The following is a 21496-nucleotide window of genomic DNA, read 5'->3' on the forward strand; positions in this document are numbered from 1 at the left end:
CAACCAAATTAGCCAACTTGCCCTGAATCGAGAATTACTGATGGTCTCCCGTTTTTTTAGAATAAAGTAACAGTAGAGTAAAGGGAAAAGCAATACGCAATTGTCATAATCCCGGATATATGGCGCGGTAATAACATTAATCGCTATTCCAGTAGCCAGCACAAAGGGATAGCCTTGAATATTGGAGCGATTTTTCCACCAGAGCAACGCCAACCCTATCCATAGTGGTGTTGATAGCATCAGTGCTAGAGGTAAGATTGCGGCTGTATTTGGAGCAATAATCTTGCTAAGGCTACGCAAAGAGACCATTTCACTGTCTATAGATTGGCTATCATTAAAAGGTGTTTTTGTGGCTGCTTTGAGCCAGTATCCCACCCAATCCGGTAAAAGCGTGAAACTGTAAAATGCGAAAAGTAGTACAACAACCGCAAACCCGGCTAATCGGTGGTAGGTTTGAAGGTTAAGCCAACCTCTTCCCTTTACGGTTTTGGCTACTACTCGGTACTAAAAGCAGGAGCGGTACTATTAAAAAAACTGTTTGCGGTTTAAGTATAAGTAACCCGCAGAATAATCCGGCTGTGAACGGACGCTTATTGAAGCTGAAATAGTAAGAGGTTGCCATTGCAAATAACAGCAATAAACTGATATTTCCTCCCATCATTACCAGAAAAGTGTAGCGCCATATCAAAATGATACCTAAGCCTTGTAACAACCACAGCGGATTATATTCAGGCTGGCTACTTTTTAGAATAAAAACCAATGCACTTGCCATTAATAGCTGCGAGAGAAGCAGCCAAAGCGTTACGGAAATACCCAACGGAAAAACTGCCAATGGCATGAAAATAGCGGTTAAGTAGTAGGGGCTTATAAATACATCGTAGGTGGTGCCGCCTGTTCCCATCCAAATATTGTAGAAAATACCGCCTTGCCCACTATCATATGGGTTTTCGCCTTGCCAGATTGTTCGAGAGGCTGTCCAAAATACACCGAAATCATTGCCTTTACTTGTTTCGCTCAAATTCTTCAAAGGTACAATGAAGTTTGCGTCAGACCAAGCGAGTAATGCCAGACTCACCAGAAGAATCGGAATTACCAACCATCTATTATTGCGGGTTTTAATGCTAAATTTAAACTGTGACATCTACACCCTTTATCCCTATAGGAATTAAGAAAAGCCATGCTCTTTCTTAATTCCCTTTTCGTGCTATGAGCAGTGCTTGGGCGGAACGCCCTACTAGACCACGCAAGTCATATAGATTGGCGTTGGTCAGCCCTACCCCCTCGGTTTGAATCAGCGTACTGGCTTCAAGGCAAATCCATTCGCCTGTTGGTGGTCGCAGGCTGTGGATGGTCAATTCTGGTGGAATGAATTGCCATTCCCTGATGTCGAGTGGACCACTCGCCCCATTGGCGGAATCCGCGCTAAGAATCAGCCGTTGCATTGGGGAGGTATTCTCACTCGCTAACAAAGGGTAGCGCATACGTTGCCAGACGATAGCAGGACCCGGGTTATGCAAACCGCCATGCACAAAATGCCACTCAATCGCTTTCATAAAGCCCCCACTCCAACCGGGCGCTTGGGTTGGGTCGATTTCCGGTGCTGAATCGGGCAGCCCTACAATATCCGGCAACTGGATTTCTTCTTCCGCTTGGGTAGGACGCTCATTCGGTACGCGAATACGCCATCCGGTGGCGCGCATCACCGTGCGCCCCTCATGTTCCAGCAACGCTTCGAGCTTTTCCACGCTGCGCCCCGGTCTGACCAAATGGGCATGGGCGCGTAATGGGGCAAGCGGAACAGGACCGAAAATATCAATTGAGATACGTGCCAACACGGTATCTGGGCGAGGCGAGCAGTTTTCCAACTGGCGTATCAGCAACGCGCCGGGTGGTCCGCCATGCTGGAAACGCGCATCCCACGGGCCTTGTGTATGAATAGTGGGCTGGAACATATCGTTGCCTTCATCTATCCAGAATGAGTCCATTCTTCCTCCCCTGTGGTAATTACCCGCCAATCGGGTTGACCTGAAAAGCCTTCAAAATAACCCGCCTATACTAACCTCTTTTTTCGGGTTTATAAACTCAAAAGCGATATAGGTCTTGACAAGCCTTACCGCATGTCATATAATCAAAATGACCGAACGTTCGGATAATTACAAAAAGGCAAAACGATAATGCAACAAACCCATGATAGCTACACTCTAATACTGAATGTCGCACTAGAGCTTTTCACTCGCAAAGGTTATGACGGCACTTCCATTGACGACATTCGAAACGCGGCAGGGTTCAGGTCAAAAGCCAGCCTTTACACCCATTTCAAGGGTAAGGAAGAAGTGGCAAAGGCTTTGCAGGAAAAGTGTGAAGCCGAACTCAGTAAAACGCTTACGGAGGCTTATCGTAGCGCATCTCCTGAAGCCCTCAAACGCTTTACCAGAGTGGGGCGTGCCTTCATAGAATGGGCGCTGAATCACCCCCGTGAATATGCTTTCCGGTACTTAAGGGTGCAGCAGGAAAAGCTGATGAGCGGGGAATACGCTTATCTCGGTGAAACACCATCGAGTGAATATACCATGATGATGGATTTACTCAAGGCGTTGCGGACGAGCTACCCGGTGCGCCATATCGCCGATGCTGCGCTGTTGAGTATGATGGTGGGCTTGATTAGCAAGGCTGTCGTGGATCAGGAATCTTTCGGTAATGTTATTTTCGAAGAGCGGGTCAGGCAATTAATGGAAATGTGTTTTGGTATTCTTTTTTCCGAATCTGTTCCATTAGCTGGGTAATATTTTCATTTAATAAATGACCGAACGTTCGGTGATTATACAAATTATAAAGGGAGTATATGATGAAAACCATGAATAGAGTATTTGAAAAAAGCATCAAGATAGAGGGTGGCGAGCTTTCCTATGATATTGCAGGCGCTGGAATGGCGGTACTTTGCCTTCCCAGTCTGGGTGATACTCGCCGCGAATATGAAAAATTTGCGCCAGACTTGGTGGAACAGGGTTATCAGGTGATAACTACCGACCTGCGCGGGATGGGCAAATCGCGCGGGAAGTTCAAAAAACATGATATTCCCACGCTGGCGAGCGATATAAAAGCTATTCTGGACGCAGAAAAGATTGATAAAGTGGTTTTGGTAGCATGTTCAGTATCGGGTGCATCGGCGGGATATTTCGCGGTGCATTATCCTGAAAGAGTGGCAGGGCTGATAATGTTCAACCCGATTATGCACACCGGACCGCGCCTGATGACCTTGCTGGTAGCTACTCTTATCGGTACACCGGGAATCGGCAAAGGCTTGTGGCTATCTTATTTCAAATCGCTTTATCCGACTCGCAAAGTTGATGATAACTATCTGGCGCATATAAAAGAACAAACAGCTTTGCCGGGTGCGCTCAAAAGCATTGCGGGCATGACTAGAGCGAAGCGTATTGATGATATTATCGGTAATATCAATGTTCCTGCCTTGATTTTTTTCGGTAGTAAAGACCCTGACTTCAAATCGCCTGAAGCGGAAGCAAAACTGGTTCAGCAGGAAATCAAGCAAGCACAGGTGGTAGTATTGAACGATTCAGGGCATTACCCGCAGCGCGAGTTCCCCGAACTGGTGTTGCCCCGCACGCTTGAATTTCTCAAAGTTCTTCGCTAATTAAAAAGGCGCTCCCTCGGTTTATAGTGCCGTTGGGAGCGCCTGATTTCAGCCGATTTATACCGCAGTTTTGCTGTTCATTTGCTGTTTCAAATCAATAGCCCGTAAGGCAGCGACCACTTCTTCGATGCTTTCATCGGGGGTGCTGGCTCCGGCAGTTACGCCCACGCTTTCGACCCCTTCAAACCACGCCGGGTCTATTTCATCGGCACGCTCGATTTTATAGGTAATCGCGCCGTTTTCGTGGCACAGGTCGGCGAGATGTTGGGTATTAGCGCTCTTTTTGCCGCCGATTACCACCATGACTTGGCATTCTTGCGACAGTTCTTCCGCGTTGCTTTGCAGGCGAGTGGTTGGGGCGCAGATGGTATTATGCACCTTGATTTCCTTTGTTTTGCCAAGAAAATGCTCATTCACCTTTAAGACAAATTCCTTAAACTCTTTCAGGATGGTGGTACTTTGGCAGAGGATGCCGATGCGCTTGGGTGGGCGTATGTCTTTAACCTCGTTAAAATCTTTGGTGGCAAGCGCATTTTTTCCAGCCCAAGCCAGAATGCTGATTACTTCAGGATGGTTGCGATCTCCGTAAACAAAAACGAAATAGCCTTCCTTGACCATTTCCATAGCGGATTGTTGAATAAGCGTAACCAGCGGGCAAGTAGCATCCAGCACTTCCAGCCCTTTTTGGCGAGCTGCTTCGATAACTTCGGGCGCAACGCCATGCGCGGTAAAGGCAATCGTTCCACCGGATATTTCCTGCATGTCGCGCTCGGTGTACTTTACGCCCAACTCCAGCAACCTATCCACCACTACCGGGTTATGTACTACTGCGCCGTAGGTGGTGATATTAGCGTTTACGCGGGTTTTGGCTTCTTTTTCCACCAATTCTATCGCTTTACGCACCCCAAAGCAGAAACCCATTTCTTTTGCCGTTTTTATTTCCATACTTCTAACTAATCCTTTTCTCCTAAGCAAGTGCTGGCTCACTTTTAAACCTTTGTATATTATAGCAGAAGCGCGCTTTTCTTCGACTCCTTTTGTCTCATACTATACGTAAAAGTTACGGCAAGGTTAGGGGTATAATGGTTTGCCCGGAAAGCCAATTTGCGTTAAGCTTTTCGGGTGTTATAAGCAAAGGGGGATTGCGCAAGTGTACGTGGTAGGTACGGCAGGACATGTAGATCACGGCAAAAGCACACTGGTTAAGGCGCTGACGGGCATTGACCCCGACAGGCTGGAAGAGGAAAAACGCCGTGAAATGACCATAGATTTGGGCTTTGCTTGGCTAAAGCTACCGAGTGGCAATGAAATTAGCATCGTAGATGTGCCGGGTCATGAACGCTTTATCAAGAACATGCTGGCGGGGGTGGGCGGTTTTGATGCGGCGCTTTTAGTGATTGCGGCTGACGAAGGTATTATGCCCCAAACCGAAGAACACCTTGCTATCCTCAATCTGCTACAAGTTGAGCGCGGTTTAGTGGCATTGACCAAGCGCGATATGGTGGATGAGGAATGGCTTGAACTGGTAACGGACGAGGTGAAAGCGAAACTCGCCGGGAGTGTGCTGGCAAACGCCCCTATCGTACCCGTATCGGCGCGAACCGGGCAGGGGCTTAAAGAACTGGTGGCGATACTGGAAGAAATTTTGCAAAATACTACCCTTCGTCCTGATATCGGCAAGCCTCGCCTACCCATTGATCGTGTTTTCAGCGTGACAGGCTTCGGGACGGTAGTTACCGGAACGTTGATAGAAGGCAGCCTACGAGTAGGGCAAGAAGTTGAGCTTATGCCGGGAAACCTGAAAAGCCGGGTGCGCGGTTTGCAGATGCACAAAACCAAAGCTGAAATCGCCGCCCCCGGTAATCGCGTAGCGGTGAACCTGACCGGATTAGAAGTGAGCGACCTACAGCGTGGCATGGTATTGACTGTTCCGGGTTGGTTGCATGCCACCGACCTAGTGGATGTGCGCTTGCACTTGCTACCCGATTCGCCCGTAGAAATTACCCAGAACAGCCGCTTTGATTTTTTCAGTGGCGCGGTGGAAGCTACTGCCGGAATCACCATTCTTGATAAAGAAAAAATCCTGCCCGGTGAGGAGGGCTTGCTGCAATTGCGTTTGAGCGAACCGTTGGCGCTGGCAAAAAATGATCGTTTTATTCTACGGCTTCCTTCACCCAGTCAAACGGTTGGCGGTGGTATCGTGATTGACCCGCAGCCACGCCGACACAAGCGTTTTCAGGCACAGGTAATCCAGACTCTACAAACGTTGGAGAAAGGCACACCCGCCGAAGTGTTGCTGCAAACTCTCAACAGCGATTCTGGCTTGCCTCGCGACCTTAAAGCCTTGTCAGAGGCTACCAAATTGCCAAGTCCAATCCTTCAAGAGGCATTGGAGCAACTGGTGGCGCAAAATAGCACGCTGATTTTGGGTGATGCTTTTTATACCGGGCTTGCCGCGTGGCAAAGAATCGCCGATAAAAGCGTAGCGTTGCTGCGCCAATTTCACGCCCAGTTTCCGCTCAAACGCGGCATGGGGCGCGAAGAACTGAAAAGCAAACTGGCAATCGGCAGCCCCAAAATCTTTAACCTGTTGCTGGCACGCTTACTTTCAGAGCAAGTACTAATAGAGAGCGAAGGCAAGGGTGGTGGCGGAATGGCTTTGAGTTTGCCCGGATTCGCAGTGCAATTCAACCCGGCGCAGCAAAAGCAAGTAGATACTCTGCTGGCAGCGTTCCGACAAAACCCCTATTCACCACCAAGTATTTCTGAGCTAGGCACCGACTTGAATATTGTTGCCGCGTTGGTTGATGATGGGCGAATAAAAAAAGTATCCGACTCGCTATATTTTATCAATGAGGCTTATGAGACTATGGTTTCGCTGATTCTAAAACGTCTGGACGAGCAGGGTAAAATTACACTGGCGGAGGTGCGCGATATGTTTGGCAACAGTCGCAAATATGTACAAAGCTTGTTGGAGCATCTGGACGAAATTAAACTAACCCAACGTGTGGGTGATGAGCGGGTACGCCGTAAATGATAGTATTTGTGGACGGCTACAACCTGATGAAGACTGACCCTGAACTGGCGTTGTACCAGAAAGCGGGACTGGAATTTGCTCGCGAGGCTGTGATAAAGCGGGTGAATAGCGCTGCCGGACTTAAAAAAGCTACCAGCATCACGATTGTATTTGATGGGCATCTCGATGGAAAAGAACGCGAAACGGTTGAGCGGAAGGGGCGCATCACCGTTATCTACAGTAAATTGGGCGAGTCGGCGGACGATGTAATCAAACGTATGGTGGCTGCTCACCCGCAATCTGCTCAAGTTCGAGTCATTACCCGTGATAGCGATTTGCGCTCAACCGTTGGCTTGAGCGGGGCAACTCCTGGCATGATGAAACGCCGCCCTGTTTCTCCCTCAAACTCCACGAAAAAAGATGACGATAGCGAAGATTCAGGTTGGAACAAATCCACCCGCAAGAAAGGACAATCCAAACGCTCCCCCCGTAAAAAGCGCGGTTCAGATAACGACCTCTACTGGTAGAGCCTTTCAACTCCTGTGATTAGAACTACAGACTAATTAGTTTAATCAATATTTTATATTGACAGCATAAAGTTATATTGCGTTTATTTAGTATTTTAAGCAACTAAATTAAAGAGTAAGATTATGGAAATTCTGCAACAGTGGGGCTACCCGATTACAGTTATCTTGCTCACAGGGTGGACTTCTTCAAGCACGCGATATCGCCCTTTTAGTCGAAACAATTTCCTGAACACTCTTTCTTACATAGTACTCTTTTTGCTACTTGGTATTTGTGCTTTTTTGATTAACAATCTTTACTTTAGTTTAGATACTCATATAGATTTTTTTATTTGGTGGAGCGCTACCTTTATTTACTTTTTTCCATTATGGCGTATTGCCCAATGCCTTTTTGCCAGAAAACCACTTCCCGGTTATAACCCGCCTGTTCGGGCGCTGTTATTTCGCGCTCCCGACCCGGATGCCCAAAGCTTACCCCTGCGTGATACCCCTTTAATGCTTCACCTCGGTATTATAGCGATTACCCTATCCCTTATAGGAGTAGGGTTAACCGGACTGGGACTACATACATGCGGGTGGTCGGACAAGCTTTTTGGTTACAGCGGCTGTCTTGTGGAAATAAATACTAACACTTCTATGTATGTTCTCAAGTTTTCGCCGGACAGTCAATTGCTTGCGGCAGGCGGGCTTGAAAATGGTTACTTGAGTCTTTTAAGTACAAAAAATGGTAATACTGTACGCGAATTGAAAGGTCATACTGACCTGATCAGGACAGTAGCATTTTCACCAGATGGGAAAATGCTGGCGAGCGGTTCGAGGGAAACCGTACGTTTGTGGCAGGTAAGTGACGGCGCACCGCTAAAAAAGCTGGATATGCCGGCTGAGAACGTAGAATTTTCACCTGATGGCACTTTGATGGCAGCAGGTTATTACGAAACAGGGATTAAAGTCTGGAATGTAACCGACTGGCAAGTGGTTAGAGAATTTCCCAAAAATGGAGGTTTTACTTTTGCCCCTAATGGTTTGCTGGTTTTCATAAGCAGTAACCAACTGCAATTTTGGAATACATCGAATTGGACAATTGAAAAGAGCCTGCCCAGTATTAATAATAGTAATTTGGTTATCTCGCCGGACGGTAAAATGTTTGCCTCCAGTTATCAAGGTAACCAATGGACAGACCAGTATATTTTAGTGAGACGTTTATCAGACGGTGCGCAACTCTACAAGCTAAATTCCTATCCATCAAATTCTAATATCACTACATTTTCACCTGACAGCCGTTTCCTGTTGTTTGGTGTCGGTTCTCAAACCAACAACAATTTTTCTTTACAGCTATGGGACATGTCTAACGGGCAATTGGTACGTGAGTTCGGTCAAGCACGTAATAGCATAGATAGCCTTGATTTTTCTCGCGCTGGTAAAATTTCCTATAGCACTCTCGATAGGCTCAGCATATGGCAACTTCGCTAAACCACATTTATGAGAAAGTGTAATACTGACTATAAAATCGGCTCAAATTAACCTACTTTTTGTTTTGAGCAAATCTCAGTCGCGCTTGAACCCAACGCTATAAACACAATTTTTGCGTTGACATGGTCATGCTATCGTGCTAATATAAATTTCAGTTTTGTTTGGGATAGACCACTGTACTAACTCTCAGTCCTATGTCTGGTATTGCGGAAGGAAACAGAAAATTGCAAGGTCTTAACTTTCAACGGCAGTTTCGCACCAGCAGCAGCGAGGGTTTCCTCATTCTCGAAAATAATCAGCGCATCGGTCGGGTAGATTTGCATTACGCCAGTGAAAATGTGTACGCTACAGTAGTACTGGAAGTGCCCTTGCCTGAAAACGAAGTTGCCCACATAATTGAAGAAATTGATGAACGTTTGGTGGTTACTGCAACCGTCAAACGAGATGACCTTAATGTTTGGGTTTACCAAGGTCAAGAAGTTGGCTTTTTCAATGATGAATTTCTCGAAGAGGAATTCGAAGCAGATAGTACCGAAGACTCACTTCTGGATTATGAGGAAGAAGAGGTTTAATCAATCTCAAGATTAAGCCTTAAAACCTGAGACTATTTATCACAGGTTTTATCGGCGCCCAGTAGATTCTCGGAGTACTTTGCACTCTGCGAATACAACTGTACGACGCTATCTTATATTTGCGGTTAATTTAGTTCACTCCACTTGCAATTTTTCCACTTAAGCATTATAATACCGCCTGAGACACGCCTGCCCGAATTTTGTTCAATCGCATCTGCAAGCCTTATATAAGACTTGATAAAGAGTTGCGAGAGAAAATACTCTCGGCAAAGGTCGGTCTAACTCTCTTTTCTAAGGAAGGCATATGGAAGAAAACGTCGAAAGAAACAAAATTGAAGGTAGCGAGGTAGGAGGTGATGCTGTCGAACAGCACGGTATGACTATTGTGGCAGAACAGAATCCTGAAAACCTCGAAACAGAAGCGGTAACCGAGCTTGCCAATGGCAACGATACCGTCCAAGAAGTAGCTGAAGAACTTGAAGTTGCTATCGAGTCAACTACTAACGCATCTGAGGATGCTGACAGTGAAGAACTTGAAGCCGCTACTCCGGTAGAAAACCTTACTCCCCTCTCGTTGATGGAACAACTTTTAAGCGAGCCTGGCAGTGCCCTCAAAGCCTTACATTATGGTGAGGTCATTGAAGGTATCGTCATGCATCGTGACCGTGACGAGATACTGGTTGATATAGGCGCTAAGAGCGAAGGCATCGTTCCCAACAAAGAACTGCAAACTCTTACCCAGCAGGAATTGATCGAAATAAAGGTCGGCGACCAGATTCTGGTTTTCGTGGTACAGCCTGAAAATCAGGAAGGTCACGCCGTTCTTTCCATCGATAAAGCCAAAATGGAAAAAAGCTGGCGAAAACTCCAGAAGCAGTTCGAGGGTGGCGAAATTATCGAAGCAGAAGTCACCGGCTACAACAAAGGCGGTTTGCTGGTTAACCTCGAAGGAGTGCGTGGTTTCGTACCTGCCTCGCAGGTAACCGGCTTAGCAACTACCAATGAAGCTGCCAAACAGAGCGAAATGACCCGATTGGTCAACTCCCACCTACCTCTCAAGATTATCGAAATTAATCGGCACCGCAACCGCCTGATTTTGAGCGAGCGTCTTGCTGCTCAAGAACAGCGCGATGCCCAGAAAGATCGCTTGATGCAGGAGCTTGAACCCGGTCAGGTACGCGAGGGTATGGTTACCAGCATTTGTGACTTTGGAGCCTTTGTGGACATCGGTGGCGCAGATGGTTTGGTTCACTTGAGCGAACTGAGCTGGAGTCGCATCAACCATCCGAGTGAGATTCTCAAGGTCAGCGATAGGGTTAAAGTGTTCGTGCTGAGTGTAGACGAAGCCGATAAGAAAGTCGCGCTCTCGATCAAACGTACTCAGGCTGAGCCTTGGTCTACCGTGATGGAGAATTACCAGCCCGGACAATTGGTTAAAGGCGTAATAACCCAGTTAGCCAACTTTGGAGCTTTTGCCAGAATTGCCGATGGTATCGAAGGCTTGATCCACGTCAGCGAACTGGCGGAAGGTCGTGTTCAGCATCCACGTAGCGTAGTCAAAGAAGGCGATGAAGTTGAGTTGCGGATTATCCGCATTGACCCGCAGCGCAAGCGCATGGGTCTCAGCCTCAAACGTGCCGCTCCTGATTATGCCGGTAGCCTCACCGATGACGAAGACGAGGGCAGCCGCCCACGCAAGTCTCACTCTTCGGAAGATGGGGAAGCTGAGCTAACCGAGGAATAACTTCCCGGTGTTTTCCTAACAACCGGAAAAGAGAAAAATACAAGGTGAGCTATACATAGATTTGTATGGCTCACCTTGTTTGTAGTACAAAGTACAAATTTGTGCGCCGATTCGGGTTAAAATCAACCCGTAAGCGCCTGTCAAAGCTCGCTTGCTTATTTTGTCTGCTAACTCCTGCTCTGTTACAATTTGGAGCTATACAGCGTGCCCTATATATACCTCAGTTTTGATGAACCTACACGCACAAGAACAAGCCTATCGGAACAGAGCCTATACTTTTGGGGTTGTTGAAAAAACGCGATAATAAAAGAGCCGGATAAGTTTTGTTTAAGCTTTGAGTTGTGATTTAGTACAATGCACCACCTTTCGAGTAGTACTGAATATTAACTGCTTGTTCTGGCGATATAACTCTTGAAAGTTATGGTTTATCGCCTCAGAAAGTGAGGGGACAGGTTATGGATAGTGGCAATAAAGTCAGTCCTAATACTCCCGAAAAAGCCCATGATGAAGCATCTACGCCCTCAAAAGCTACCGCGCGCGGTACGTTATATTCTGCCGGAATTAGCCTGATTGAGCGAGCGCAGGCAGGAGAACTCGATCCGTTGGTAGGGCGCGATGAAGAAGTTGCGCGTATTTTTCGGCTTTTATTACGTAGGCAGGACCCTCATGTATTGCTGGTTGGAGAAAGCGGTTCAGGAAAAACTGCGTTGGTAAACGGAGTGGCGTTGCGCCTTGCCGAAGACCCACCGCATGGTTTTGAAGGAGTAGATATAATCCAGGTAAATCACTTCTTCTTGGCACAATCGCTGCCGGGAGTGCGCTGGAAACAGGATATCGGCAACGGAAAAACAATCTTGTATGTACCGGATGGTTTGCTAAACTTCAGCCTATTCGCCGCGCTGTACGATCTGGTGAATCGGCATGGTGTACGTATTATTTCTGCTACAACCCCTGCTGGAATGTACAATATCAAAGAGCAAGACCCCGGATTGTTGCGCCGTTTCCAGGCTGTAGCGGTCAAAGCCCCGGATGAAGTTGAAACCATGAAGATTTTACGTTCCTCGCACAAGCTATATGAACAGCATCATAAGGTATTTATAGACGATGGCGCGTTGGAAATGGCTTGGCTGCTTTCGGAGAAATATATAAACGATCGGGTACAACCGGGCGCGGCAATGGATTTGCTAGACGAAGCTTGCGCAATGGTTGCGCTTAAGCGTGAGCCAGCTTTAAAGAAAAACAAAAAAGAAGATGTGCTAAAGGAAATCCGCGAGAGTCCGGTAACTGCCTATGAGGTGCTGGAAATAGTAGCAGACATAACCGGTAAAACTCCCGAAGAATTGGATAAAGAGCTAGACGAATCTGATTAAGTCTAAATAAGGTAAAAATTGGGTCGATTCATACACTATACTAACGCAAAAGATACTACCCTTATTTGGCAAGTATGGTAAAATAGCCTTACTGCGGGGATTATACTTACATGATAGTCCCCGTTATATATTTAATACTTAAAAAAGACTTTTATAAAAACTATACTACTTATTAAGCCCCTAAAAAAATAGACCCAATTACACCAGAATTGTAGATTTATTAGTGACAAAACTGAGCTGGCGTGGGGCAGCAGGGTCGTTTCTCTCCTAATATAAGTCCCTCGACTATAGAGAGATAGAGAGTTGCGGCAGAACTCAGTTTAGTTTAGTGGGAGAAACCATAATGTCTGATAGGTTTGAGAAATTCACAGAACGTGCGCGCAAGGTTTTGACGCTGGCGCAGGAGGAAGCGCAGCGTTTTAACCATAATTATATAGGTACTGAGCATCTACTTCTTGGTTTAGTGCGTGAAGGTGATGGAGTTGCTGCCCGCGTTCTCAACAATTTGGGCGTAGAACTCCATAAAGTGCGCAGCGCCGTTGAATTCATTATAGGGCGTGGCGATCGCGCTCCACAGGGTGAAATCGGCTTGACTCCTCGTGCCAAGAAGGTGATTGAACTTGCTGTAGATGAAGCCCGCCGCCTCAACCACCACTATATCGGAACCGAACATCTCTTGCTTGGTCTGGTACGTGAAGGCGAAGGTATTGCTGCGGGTGTGCTGGAAAGCTTAGGCGTAAGTCTTGAGAAAGTGCGCCAGCAGGTTATTCAGGTGCTAAACCAGAGCACCTATAGTAACCAATCGGCTAAGCAGACCAGCCCAACACCTTTTGTTGATGCGATGGGCGTTGATCTGACAGAGCAAGCCCGCCAAGATAAACTTGACCCGGTTATCGGGCGCAAAAAAGAAATTGAGCGCGTCGTCCAGATTTTAAGTCGCCGCACCAAGAACAATCCCGCTTTGATCGGCGAACCCGGCGTTGGTAAAACTGCTATCGTCGAAGGTCTTGCACAGCGCATTGTCAGTGGTGATGTTCCTGAAAACTTGCTCAACAAGCGCTTGTTGGCGCTTGATATCGGCGCATTGGTTGCCGGTACTAAGTATCGCGGTGAGTTCGAAGAGCGCCTCAAAAAGGTAGTAGCTGAGGTCAAAAATACTGGCGCTATCCTCTTCATTGACGAGTTGCATACTCTGGTAGGTGCAGGCGCAGCCGAGGGCGCTGTGGATGCCGCTAACATCCTCAAGCCGGCTCTTAGCCGTGGCGAATTGCAGACTATCGGTGCAACCACTCTTGATGAGTACCGCAAGTATATTGAGCGTGATGCCGCTCTCGAACGCCGCTTCCAGCCCATTCAGGTGGAAGAACCTTCGGTAGAAGAAACCGTTCTCATTCTGCAAGGTATCAAATCCAAGTATGAAGAGCATCACCACCTGACGATTACCGATAATGCCATTAAAGCGGCGGCGGAATTGGCAGCGCGTTATATTACCGACCGCTATTTGCCTGACAAAGCGATTGACCTAATTGACGAGGCTGCCAGCCGTGTGCGTATGCACCGCAGTAGTAGCCCGCCCACTCTGAAAGAGGCGTTGCGTGGTCTTGACAGTATCCGCAAGGAGAAAGATGCTGCTATAGCGGCTCAGCAGTTTGAACTTGCTGCCGACCTACGGGATCGTGAAGATCGTCTGCGCGAACGCATCACCGAGATGGAAAACAAATGGGAGAATGCGCAGGAGAACGAGCGACCTTACGTAACCGAAGAGGATATTGCTGAAATCGTTTCGATGCAAACCGGTATCCCCTTGATGCGTATTGCGGGTGAAGAAAGCGAACGCTTACTTCATATGGCGGAAGAGCTTCACAAACGCCTGATTGGTCAGGAAGAGGCAATTCAGCGCGTCAGTAAAGCGGTACAGCGCAGTCGCGCCGGAGTGAAAGACCCGAAACGCCCGATTGGTTCGTTTATGTTCCTCGGACCTACCGGGGTTGGTAAAACCGAATTGGCAAAAGCCTTAGCCGAATTCATGTTTGGCGATGAGAAAGCGCTCATCAAAATTGATATGAGCGAGTTCATGGAGCGTCATAACGTGAGTCGCTTAGTTGGAGCGCCCCCCGGCTATATCGGCTATGAGGAAGGCGGACAGCTAACCGAAGCGGTTCGGCGTAAAAGCTATTCCGTGATTTTGCTCGATGAAATTGAGAAGGCACACCCTGAAGCCTTCAATATGTTGCTCCAGATTTTGGATGATGGCTATTTGAGTGATGCCAAGGGTCGCCGGGTTGACTTCCGCAATACCATTATCATTATGACCTCCAACGTAGGTGCGGAGTTCATCAATCGCAGCATGGTTACGCTCGGCTTCCGGCAAAAAGGCGACACGGATAAAACCGCCAAGACCGATTACGATGAGATGAAATCGAAGGTGATGGAAGAACTCAAGCGCATGTTCCGCCCTGAGTTCCTGAACCGCGTCGATGACATCATCGTCTTCCACGCGCTACGCCAACCGGAAATTCGCCAGATTGTGAACCTGTTACTCAGGCGGGTACAAAACCAGCTTGTTGAGCAGCAAATTACGCTGGAAATAACCGAGGCAGCAATGGACTGGATTGCCGAGAAGGGCTACGATAAAACCTATGGCGCTCGCCCGCTGCGCCGCGTTATCCAAAACGAGATTGAGGATAAACTGGCAGAGGGTTTGCTTTCCGGTAGTGTTCTGCCCAACCACAGGGTACTCGTTGAAACAAAAGATGCCGAACTGGTTATCACTAGCGTGCCACTGACCGATGCTGTGCCTGTTCTACCTGATGGTAAACTGGCAATAATTGACGCTGAAATAGTGGTCGAAGAAAATAAAGAGAGTTAGAAAATCTTGCTCTTGCCCCTTCCGCTCAAGGAAGGGGCTTTTTTGTTTGGGTATGCCACTAATCTAATAACTTACGATTCCTGAATTCCTGTAAGAGGTCGGAAATGAGCTTGTCACCTGTTTCAGAGAACTCTGTTTGCAGTTCTCCTCTGAGCTTGTCAAGTTCGGTTTGAAAGTATTGACCGATTTCGGTCCAAGTAGTTGCACCAATAGTTAGATTATCGCATACCCATTTTGCTTCTTTTTTTAAGCGATAAAATTCATCCTTACTCATTCTTGGAGATCGTTGAATTCTAGCATTCTTGAGATATGTTAGTAGATTATCAATGCCATCATTGTTAATGAATATAATATTACGCTCTTTGGTAACCCACTGCGCTTTGATTGGTTTTTTTGTCAAAAGAAGTAGATAGGGTTTTCTCCGTTCTTCAGTTGCTAAGTTCCATCTCGCTAATAGCATCACGTACTTCCAAATTTGTGATAACTCAAGATTATCTCCTACCTTCATCTCAATAAAAATTCTAGTATTTTCGTCTTCCAATGTTGTATCTGGCTGTGCAAATGCTACCTTTCGATCAATATCTACAAGATAGTGTCTCAATGTTAGCGAAGTGCAGAAATCTACTTTCTGTGTATCCAAAAAACAGTTGAGAAATCCACTAATTATCCGTGTTGGAAATACACGTAAACTGATATTCAGAACTCCATTAAGTGGCACTTCATATCGACGAACTTTTTCTAATACTTGTTGGTAAGGTAATTTGTTTTCAGGATCTGTTTTCAGTCCAAAAAGGTTAGGACTATAATGAACACTTTCGACAAAATAGTAATAAAGTTGTTCTACCCATGAATTTCCCGCGTCTGCCATAGCCTTTTTCTCCATGTGTTCAAAGCGAGTAGAATAATTGTAGTATTTAACTTTATTATAATATTAAGTATATTAATTGAATGTAGTGTTAATAATCCTAATAAATCGTTAATGAAATTGTTTTAACACAGGTTATCTATGACCGACCGAACCAACCGCCCTTTTTCTTAAGGTCGCCGGTATCGCCGGGAGGTGGAGTCAATAGAGGGGGATGAGAGTCGAATACGGGCAGCATTGTTCGCGGCAGATTGTTTATCTGGCGATAACGGATACACACGTCCTGTACGCTCATACGGTCAAGGGGGGCTTTGGAGAGCAATCGGATCATCATAGTGTGGATTTCAGGCCCATGCGCCACTAGCGGACCCAATGAAGGCGGATTCTGGTAACTGTGCGCCAGAATCAATTGATCGTAAGTGCCGGTGAAAGGATAACGCCCGCTCAGGATAAAGTAAAGAATCACTCCAAAATCGTACACATCGTTGGATTTGGAGGGTGGTTCACCCCTGAACCTTTCCGGTGCGATAAATTCAGGAATGCCAGCCGGTACTTTCCAGCCGATCATTTGCTCATGCTCTTTTTGGGAGAAAGGCGTAAGCAACTGCACCAACCCGAAGTCAGTCACCTCCACGCTGGCAGCGCCATTTCTTTCGCGCATGGTAATATTCCACAAATTCAGATTACCATGAATGATATTTTGGCGGTTGGCATATTCGAGCGCGGCGGCAATTTGCTCAATTAAAACTGCTACCAGATCAGGTGAAAGTTGGGAGCGCACTCTCTGAACATAAGCATAAAGCGTTTCAGTGCCGGGCGGCTCATTTACCAGATAATGAAGGTTTGCGCCGCTTTGTACGTCTCGCATAACGCCCTGCGCTATCACTCGGTTTATATAAAGCTGATCCCAACTTGCCAGTTTAGGAGCAATTTCTGCCAATCGTTCCGCAAAACCCGGCAACATGCAGAGTCTTTTATCCAGTATGCGAATAGCTACCTGTTTGACTTCTCTGCGCCAACGGGTATCACGTCCGATATAAACTATACCAAACTGATCTCGCCCTAGCTCTTGTTCAATTAGAAAATGTTCTCCTACCAGCGTATTAATCACTTCACTAACCCACTACATTATCAAATTTTTGCTATGTCTAATTAAGATTATAGCAAACAGCTTGAAAATAACAACCGGAATATGCCACGTATGCTAACATACAGTAATTGTATAGTGTCCATTTTAGGAGATTAACGATGAATAATGATAATAATGTCGGAAATATAAATAGAAACGAACCATTGCCCTTGTGCGTTGTGCCGGGTCTCAACCAGCGTATTGCTGCTATGCTTGAACAAAAAGCGGGAATACTTGGCGCGACTGAATTGTTTGAAGCGTTGCAGGAGAGGCGTTTGGAGACGCTACCCGACCTCGGCATGAACGAATTAAAGCAGAATCTGGAACGCTGGCAAGCGAATAATAAAATGTCGCTGGGCTTTGCTTTGGAACGAGCCAGAGAATTTGCCGGAAAGATAAGTGCGTTTGATTCCAACATTGTACGTATTGAAGTTACTGGAGCATTACGTCGCGCCGAAGAACTGGTAGAACAGGTTAGCCTAATTGCGGTGAGCAACGATACATATGATACTCTTGAAGCTTTTCTAAAATTGCCCGAAATTGCCGAGGTACGAAAGCGTCGAGATTACAAAGCTGATGTCACCTTGCAAAACGGTCTCAAGTTGGAGTTTATCACTTGTTTTCCTGAGCAATTGGCTACAACATGGGCGCTTACTACCGGAACGACTGAACACCGTACCCAATTGCGCAACCTTGCCTACAAATACGGCTACGAACTCAGTCTTGGTGGCTTTCTGAAACGCGAGGACGTTTGGCCCGCCAAAGATGAAGAAGAGGTTTTTCGCTATCTAGGCTTGCCCTACATTCCACCTGAACTGCGTAACGGCAATGGCGAGATAGAAGCTATCCAGAAGGGTGAAATGTCGCTTGATTTGGTAACGTTATCCGGAATCAAGGGCGATTTGCATGTTCACTCAACTTGGGGCAATGGTAGCACCACTATCGAGGAAATGGCGCGCGCTGCCATAAAAAGAGGCTACCACTACCTGTTGCTGGCTGACCACGCCGGACAAAATGCAAACCTTGCTAAATTGCTCCAACAACGCGCCGAGATATACAGAGTGAACGATGTATTGGCACGCGAGGGTTATAACTTTAGCTTGCTATGGGGCGCTGAAGTGGAAATTTTGCCCGATGGTACGCTTTCGCTACCGGACGAGATACTTTCACAACTAGAGATTGTGGTTGCGACTATGCTTTCCGGCTTGCACCAAGAACGCAAGCAAATTACCGAACGCCTTATCAAAGCTATGCAAAACCCTCATGTGGATATTGTGGCGCATCCCACCGGACGTATTTTGAACTTGTGTGAACCAGCCGACCTTTTTATGCTGAAAATCTTTGTAGCAGCGAGAGAGACAGGCACGGTTCTTGAAATCAACGGTAATCCCGACCGACTCGACCTGAAAGCAGAGTATATCCAGCAAGCTTTAGAAGAAAAGGCGAAATTGGTAATTTCAAGCGGGGCACATTCCACTCAAGCATTGGCACACCTTGAATACGGAGTTTTGACGGCGCGACGGGGTGCGGCGCGTGCTTCTGAAATACTCAATACGCTGGAACTGAATAAATTCAAAGCAGCGTTAAAATAAAACAAGGGGCTTAAGCCCCTTGCCTGAAACGGATGTCTTGTGGTTTAGGAAGGGGTACTAGGCGTTACCACCCATGCCCATCTTGGATTTGAGGGCTTTCAAATCATCGTCCATGTCATCGGTAGCATCAAGCTGCGCGAACTGGTCTTCCAGCGTGCTACTGCCCTTGTTGAGTTCGGCTTCGGCAGCAGAGCGGGCTTCCATCTCGCGAATGCGGCGATCCATGCGCCCAATTTCGCTGCTGTGATCCAGACCACTCATCGCTGACATTTGCTTGTTGATTTGCTGTTGGGCTTGAGCAGTGCGATAACGCGCCAACATTACATCGCGGTTGCGCACCGAATCTTCATATTTACGAATAAGCGCGTCAAGTTGGGTTCGCAACTGTTGGCTCATCTGGTGTTGCGTATCAAATTGCTGTTTGTAAGTAGTAGCTATTCCTTCAAGGTCTTTTTTGCGGCGCAATGCTTCGCGCGCAAGGTCATCCCGTCCGGCTTTAACCGCTTTTTCCGCCCGATCCGACCATTCTTGCGACTGGCGCAAATTGCTGTTCATTTCGGCTTCGGTCTGTTTTTCCTGCGCTATAACTCCTGCAACCTGTCCCTTTGCTTCCTCAATTGCGCTCGACATGTCCCGGATGATCTGATCAAGCATCTTTTCCGGGTTTTCGGCTTTATCAAGCGCCGAATTGATGTTCGAGCGGAGAATAGTAGAAATTCGGTCGAGAATGCCCATTTCAGCCTCCTCTAAAAGCTTTTTGATTATTATTAATTAATAAGGGAATAGCTGCATGAGCGTGCCGGGTACGCCCTTGTGCCTTCCGCTTGTATTCCAGTTTAACGCACTTACTTTCACATTCTAGCAAATTCGGAAAGCCATTGCTATAGATAATAATTCCAAACAACAGGGAATTTTCTCGCTCATCTCAGCTATATACGCTGGTTTAGGCATCAGGTTTCATAGAATCTAAGAAACCTTTCAGGCTGTAGCAACAAGTCGTTCATATTGTGTTTTTAGCTCGATCGCCCACAGGTTTGCATTCGCTATTTCATCCGATCCCAATGGGCCTTCCGAATGTTCTACGACGAATTTGCGGGTTGGTATAAGCTGTTTTCCACCGGCTGAAATCAGCCTTTTCATTATCTTGGCAGCCGCGTTCCCGGAAAACTTGGAGCGATAACCTGTATCGAATGCTGCTACGCATTTATCTTTTAATTTAATGGCTTCAAGTTTAGTCAGTAATGCTTGAGTCAAAGGAGATGGTCCCCACCCATTGATAGGGCTGCCCACCACTACTACATCTATCCCTACCAGCATCTCTGGGTTAAAATCGGTGACATTCACCGATTCCCCGTCAATAACTTTAGCGACACTTTCAGCGATTTGCTTGGTATTTCCATATTTGGAATCATAAATAACCAGCGCTTTCATCTTTTCGAGAACCTCCTTTGTTTGGAAGTCATTACATTTTTTTCCTTAAACAACTTCCGGGATTTTATGCCTTTTCGGTCATATCCCCTAATATTAGACAATGTATATGACGTTTTTCAAGCAAAGTTTGCGCCGCTGTTACTACCTGTTCCACTTTGATTTCGCTTAGGCAAGGGCGCGGGGCGCATCCGGTGCGACTACCCAGTTCCATGCCTCGATATAGGCAGGGACGGCAAGGTAGCTCAAGCTCTGCTCTCACAATGATAGACCCGCTGCGCCCTGCTTTTGTTTCGCTTTTTAGTTCAAGCCCCTGTGTACCGTATGGTTGCCATGCTTGCGGATTAGTTGGTCCAAATATCCCGACTACCGGCGCACCTGCGGTTGCCGCCAGATGCATTAGCCCGGCATCGTTGCCGATAAAAAGGTCGCACATTCCGAGAAAAGCGGTAACTTCACGTACCCCCGTTTTACCCGCCAGATTTACCACCTTATCTGAAAAGCGCATTTGCTTTATTACTTGGGCGCAAAGTTCGTGTTCTTCTGCACCGCCCACCAGCGCAATTTTTGCGCCGTATCGTTCTACTAGCGCATCTGCCACCCCCGCAAATCCAGACGGTTGCCAGCGTCGCGCCAGACTGTAGCCCCCGCTGCCGGGGTGAATTGCCACCAGTAGGGTTTTCTCTTGACCTATAATCGAGTCGCGCAACTCGGCGGCTACCCGGTAATGCTTTTCATTCAAAGGGATTTCCGGGCGCGTGTTATCGCTTTTAGCTTCTAATGCGCCAACCACTTCCAGCCAGTACGCCCGCTCAGTAGCAGCATCGAAACCCCTATCGGCAATTTTCAGGTTCAGAAACCAACCGCGCCCATTATCCAGCCCAACCCGGCGTTTGGCAAGGCTGGAAAGTAGCAGCGCGGCATATTTTAACGCGCCAAAACGCAGAGTGAGATGGTGGAACAGGATAACCGTATCGTAGCGTGCCAAAGTTAGGCTTAGCAAAAAGCGAAAAGCCACCCATAGATTGTTGGGTTTTAAGGCTTGGCGTGGTTCGTCAAAGAGGTACTTGTTGAAATAGATTACTCGATTGAGATAGGGCAAATCTTCCAGCACCGCACCGCCATTGGTGGTTAGCACTTCGATGGTGGCATCGGGGTAAGCCTCACGCAAGGCACGCAGGGCAGGGGTAATTGCCAGCGTATCGCCTAAATCCGCCAGCTTTATCGCTAGAATTTTTTTAATCGTTTTGCTTTTACCCACACTG

The 21496-nt window shown here is 47.1% G+C and carries 19 protein-coding genes; 11 read left to right on the forward strand and 8 right to left on the reverse strand.

Annotated features, from left to right (window positions below):
• The first annotated feature begins 181 nt into the window (after positions 1 to 181).
• The gene (locus OZ401_RS00075; RefSeq protein WP_341468664.1) at positions 182 to 403 is read left to right on the forward strand and encodes a hypothetical protein; all 222 of its coding nucleotides are present in this window, start codon (positions 182 to 184) and stop codon (positions 401 to 403) included.
• 57 nt (positions 404 to 460) lie between these two features.
• On the opposite strand, the gene OZ401_RS00080 is transcribed toward OZ401_RS00075, so the two are convergent.
• Both OZ401_RS00080 and OZ401_RS00085 read right to left on the reverse strand, forming a co-directional pair.
• Positions 461 to 1141 carry a glycosyltransferase 87 family protein gene (locus tag OZ401_RS00080; protein WP_341468665.1) on the reverse strand — a complete coding sequence of 227 codons (681 nt, stop codon included), beginning with the start codon at positions 1139 to 1141 and terminating at the stop codon, positions 461 to 463.
• 46 nt (positions 1142 to 1187) lie between these two features.
• Entirely contained in the window at positions 1188 to 1985 is a 798-nt protein-coding gene (locus OZ401_RS00085; RefSeq protein ID WP_341468666.1) for a thioesterase family protein, read from the reverse strand.
• A 189-nt stretch (positions 1986 to 2174) separates the two neighbouring features.
• On the opposite strand from OZ401_RS00085, the gene OZ401_RS00090 reads away from it, so the two are divergent.
• Positions 2175 to 2783 carry a TetR/AcrR family transcriptional regulator gene (locus OZ401_RS00090; protein ID WP_341468667.1) on the forward strand — a complete coding sequence of 203 codons (609 nt, stop codon included), beginning with the start codon at positions 2175 to 2177 and terminating at the stop codon, positions 2781 to 2783.
• Between the two features lie 71 nt (positions 2784 to 2854).
• Positions 2855 to 3652 carry an alpha/beta fold hydrolase gene (locus OZ401_RS00095; protein ID WP_341468668.1) on the forward strand — a complete coding sequence of 266 codons (798 nt, stop codon included), beginning with the start codon at positions 2855 to 2857 and terminating at the stop codon, positions 3650 to 3652.
• A 57-nt stretch (positions 3653 to 3709) separates the two neighbouring features.
• Here the strand turns inward: OZ401_RS00095 and ispH are convergent, their stop codons facing one another.
• Entirely contained in the window at positions 3710 to 4597 is an 888-nt protein-coding gene (gene ispH / locus OZ401_RS00100) for a 4-hydroxy-3-methylbut-2-enyl diphosphate reductase (RefSeq protein WP_341468669.1), read from the reverse strand.
• A 205-nt stretch (positions 4598 to 4802) separates the two neighbouring features.
• Between ispH and selB the strand changes: the two genes are divergently transcribed.
• From selB to OZ401_RS00135, 7 genes are all read left to right on the forward strand, one after another.
• Positions 4803 to 6689, forward strand: a complete 1887-nt coding sequence (selB, locus tag OZ401_RS00105; RefSeq protein ID WP_341468670.1) for a selenocysteine-specific translation elongation factor — start codon at positions 4803 to 4805, stop codon at positions 6687 to 6689.
• Positions 6686 to 7195 carry an NYN domain-containing protein gene (locus OZ401_RS00110; protein WP_341468671.1) on the forward strand — a complete coding sequence of 170 codons (510 nt, stop codon included), beginning with the start codon at positions 6686 to 6688 and terminating at the stop codon, positions 7193 to 7195. Before selB ends, OZ401_RS00110 begins: the two co-directional genes overlap by 4 nt.
• Before the next feature lie 123 nt (positions 7196 to 7318).
• The gene (locus OZ401_RS00115) at positions 7319 to 8662 is read left to right on the forward strand and encodes a WD40 repeat domain-containing protein (protein WP_341468672.1); all 1344 of its coding nucleotides are present in this window, start codon (positions 7319 to 7321) and stop codon (positions 8660 to 8662) included.
• Positions 8663 to 8886: 224 nt separating this feature from the next.
• Entirely contained in the window at positions 8887 to 9234 is a 348-nt protein-coding gene (locus tag OZ401_RS00120; RefSeq protein WP_341468673.1) for a hypothetical protein, read from the forward strand.
• Between the two features lie 304 nt (positions 9235 to 9538).
• On the forward strand, positions 9539 to 10978 hold the full coding sequence (gene rpsA, locus OZ401_RS00125; RefSeq protein WP_341468674.1) for a 30S ribosomal protein S1: 1440 nt from the start codon (positions 9539 to 9541) through the stop codon (positions 10976 to 10978).
• Positions 10979 to 11433: 455 nt separating this feature from the next.
• Entirely contained in the window at positions 11434 to 12348 is a 915-nt protein-coding gene (locus OZ401_RS00130) for an AAA family ATPase (protein ID WP_341468675.1), read from the forward strand.
• Positions 12349 to 12691: 343 nt separating this feature from the next.
• Positions 12692 to 15217: an ATP-dependent Clp protease ATP-binding subunit gene (locus tag OZ401_RS00135; RefSeq protein ID WP_341468676.1), complete on the forward strand. Its 2526-nt coding sequence runs from the start codon at positions 12692 to 12694 to the stop codon at positions 15215 to 15217.
• Positions 15218 to 15275: 58 nt separating this feature from the next.
• On the opposite strand, the gene OZ401_RS00140 is transcribed toward OZ401_RS00135, so the two are convergent.
• A complete protein-coding gene (locus OZ401_RS00140; protein ID WP_341468677.1) occupies positions 15276 to 16085 on the reverse strand; it encodes a hypothetical protein in 810 nt (269 codons plus the stop codon).
• 136 nt (positions 16086 to 16221) lie between these two features.
• Complete coding sequence (locus tag OZ401_RS00145; RefSeq protein ID WP_341468678.1) at positions 16222 to 17193, reverse strand: serine/threonine protein kinase; 972 nt, start codon at positions 17191 to 17193, stop codon at positions 16222 to 16224.
• Between the two features lie 137 nt (positions 17194 to 17330).
• On the opposite strand from OZ401_RS00145, the gene OZ401_RS00150 reads away from it, so the two are divergent.
• Positions 17331 to 18803 (forward strand): hypothetical protein, encoded by a 1473-nt coding sequence (locus tag OZ401_RS00150; protein ID WP_341468679.1) that lies wholly within the window; start codon positions 17331 to 17333, stop codon positions 18801 to 18803.
• Between the two features lie 57 nt (positions 18804 to 18860).
• Here the strand turns inward: OZ401_RS00150 and OZ401_RS00155 are convergent, their stop codons facing one another.
• From OZ401_RS00155 to OZ401_RS00165, 3 genes are all read right to left on the reverse strand, one after another.
• Positions 18861 to 19538, reverse strand: a complete 678-nt coding sequence (locus OZ401_RS00155; RefSeq protein ID WP_341468680.1) for a PspA/IM30 family protein — start codon at positions 19536 to 19538, stop codon at positions 18861 to 18863.
• A gap of 243 nt (positions 19539 to 19781) precedes the next feature.
• Positions 19782 to 20234: a flavodoxin family protein gene (locus tag OZ401_RS00160; protein WP_341468681.1), complete on the reverse strand. Its 453-nt coding sequence runs from the start codon at positions 20232 to 20234 to the stop codon at positions 19782 to 19784.
• A 64-nt stretch (positions 20235 to 20298) separates the two neighbouring features.
• Positions 20299 to 21492, reverse strand: coding sequence for a glycosyltransferase family 9 protein (locus OZ401_RS00165; RefSeq protein ID WP_341468682.1), 1194 nt, complete (start codon positions 21490 to 21492; stop codon positions 20299 to 20301).
• Positions 21493 to 21496 lie beyond the last annotated feature (4 nt).

This window comes from Candidatus Chlorohelix allophototropha (genome assembly GCF_030389965.1).
Lineage (GTDB): Bacteria > Chloroflexota > Chloroflexia > Chloroheliales > Chloroheliaceae > Chlorohelix > Chlorohelix allophototropha.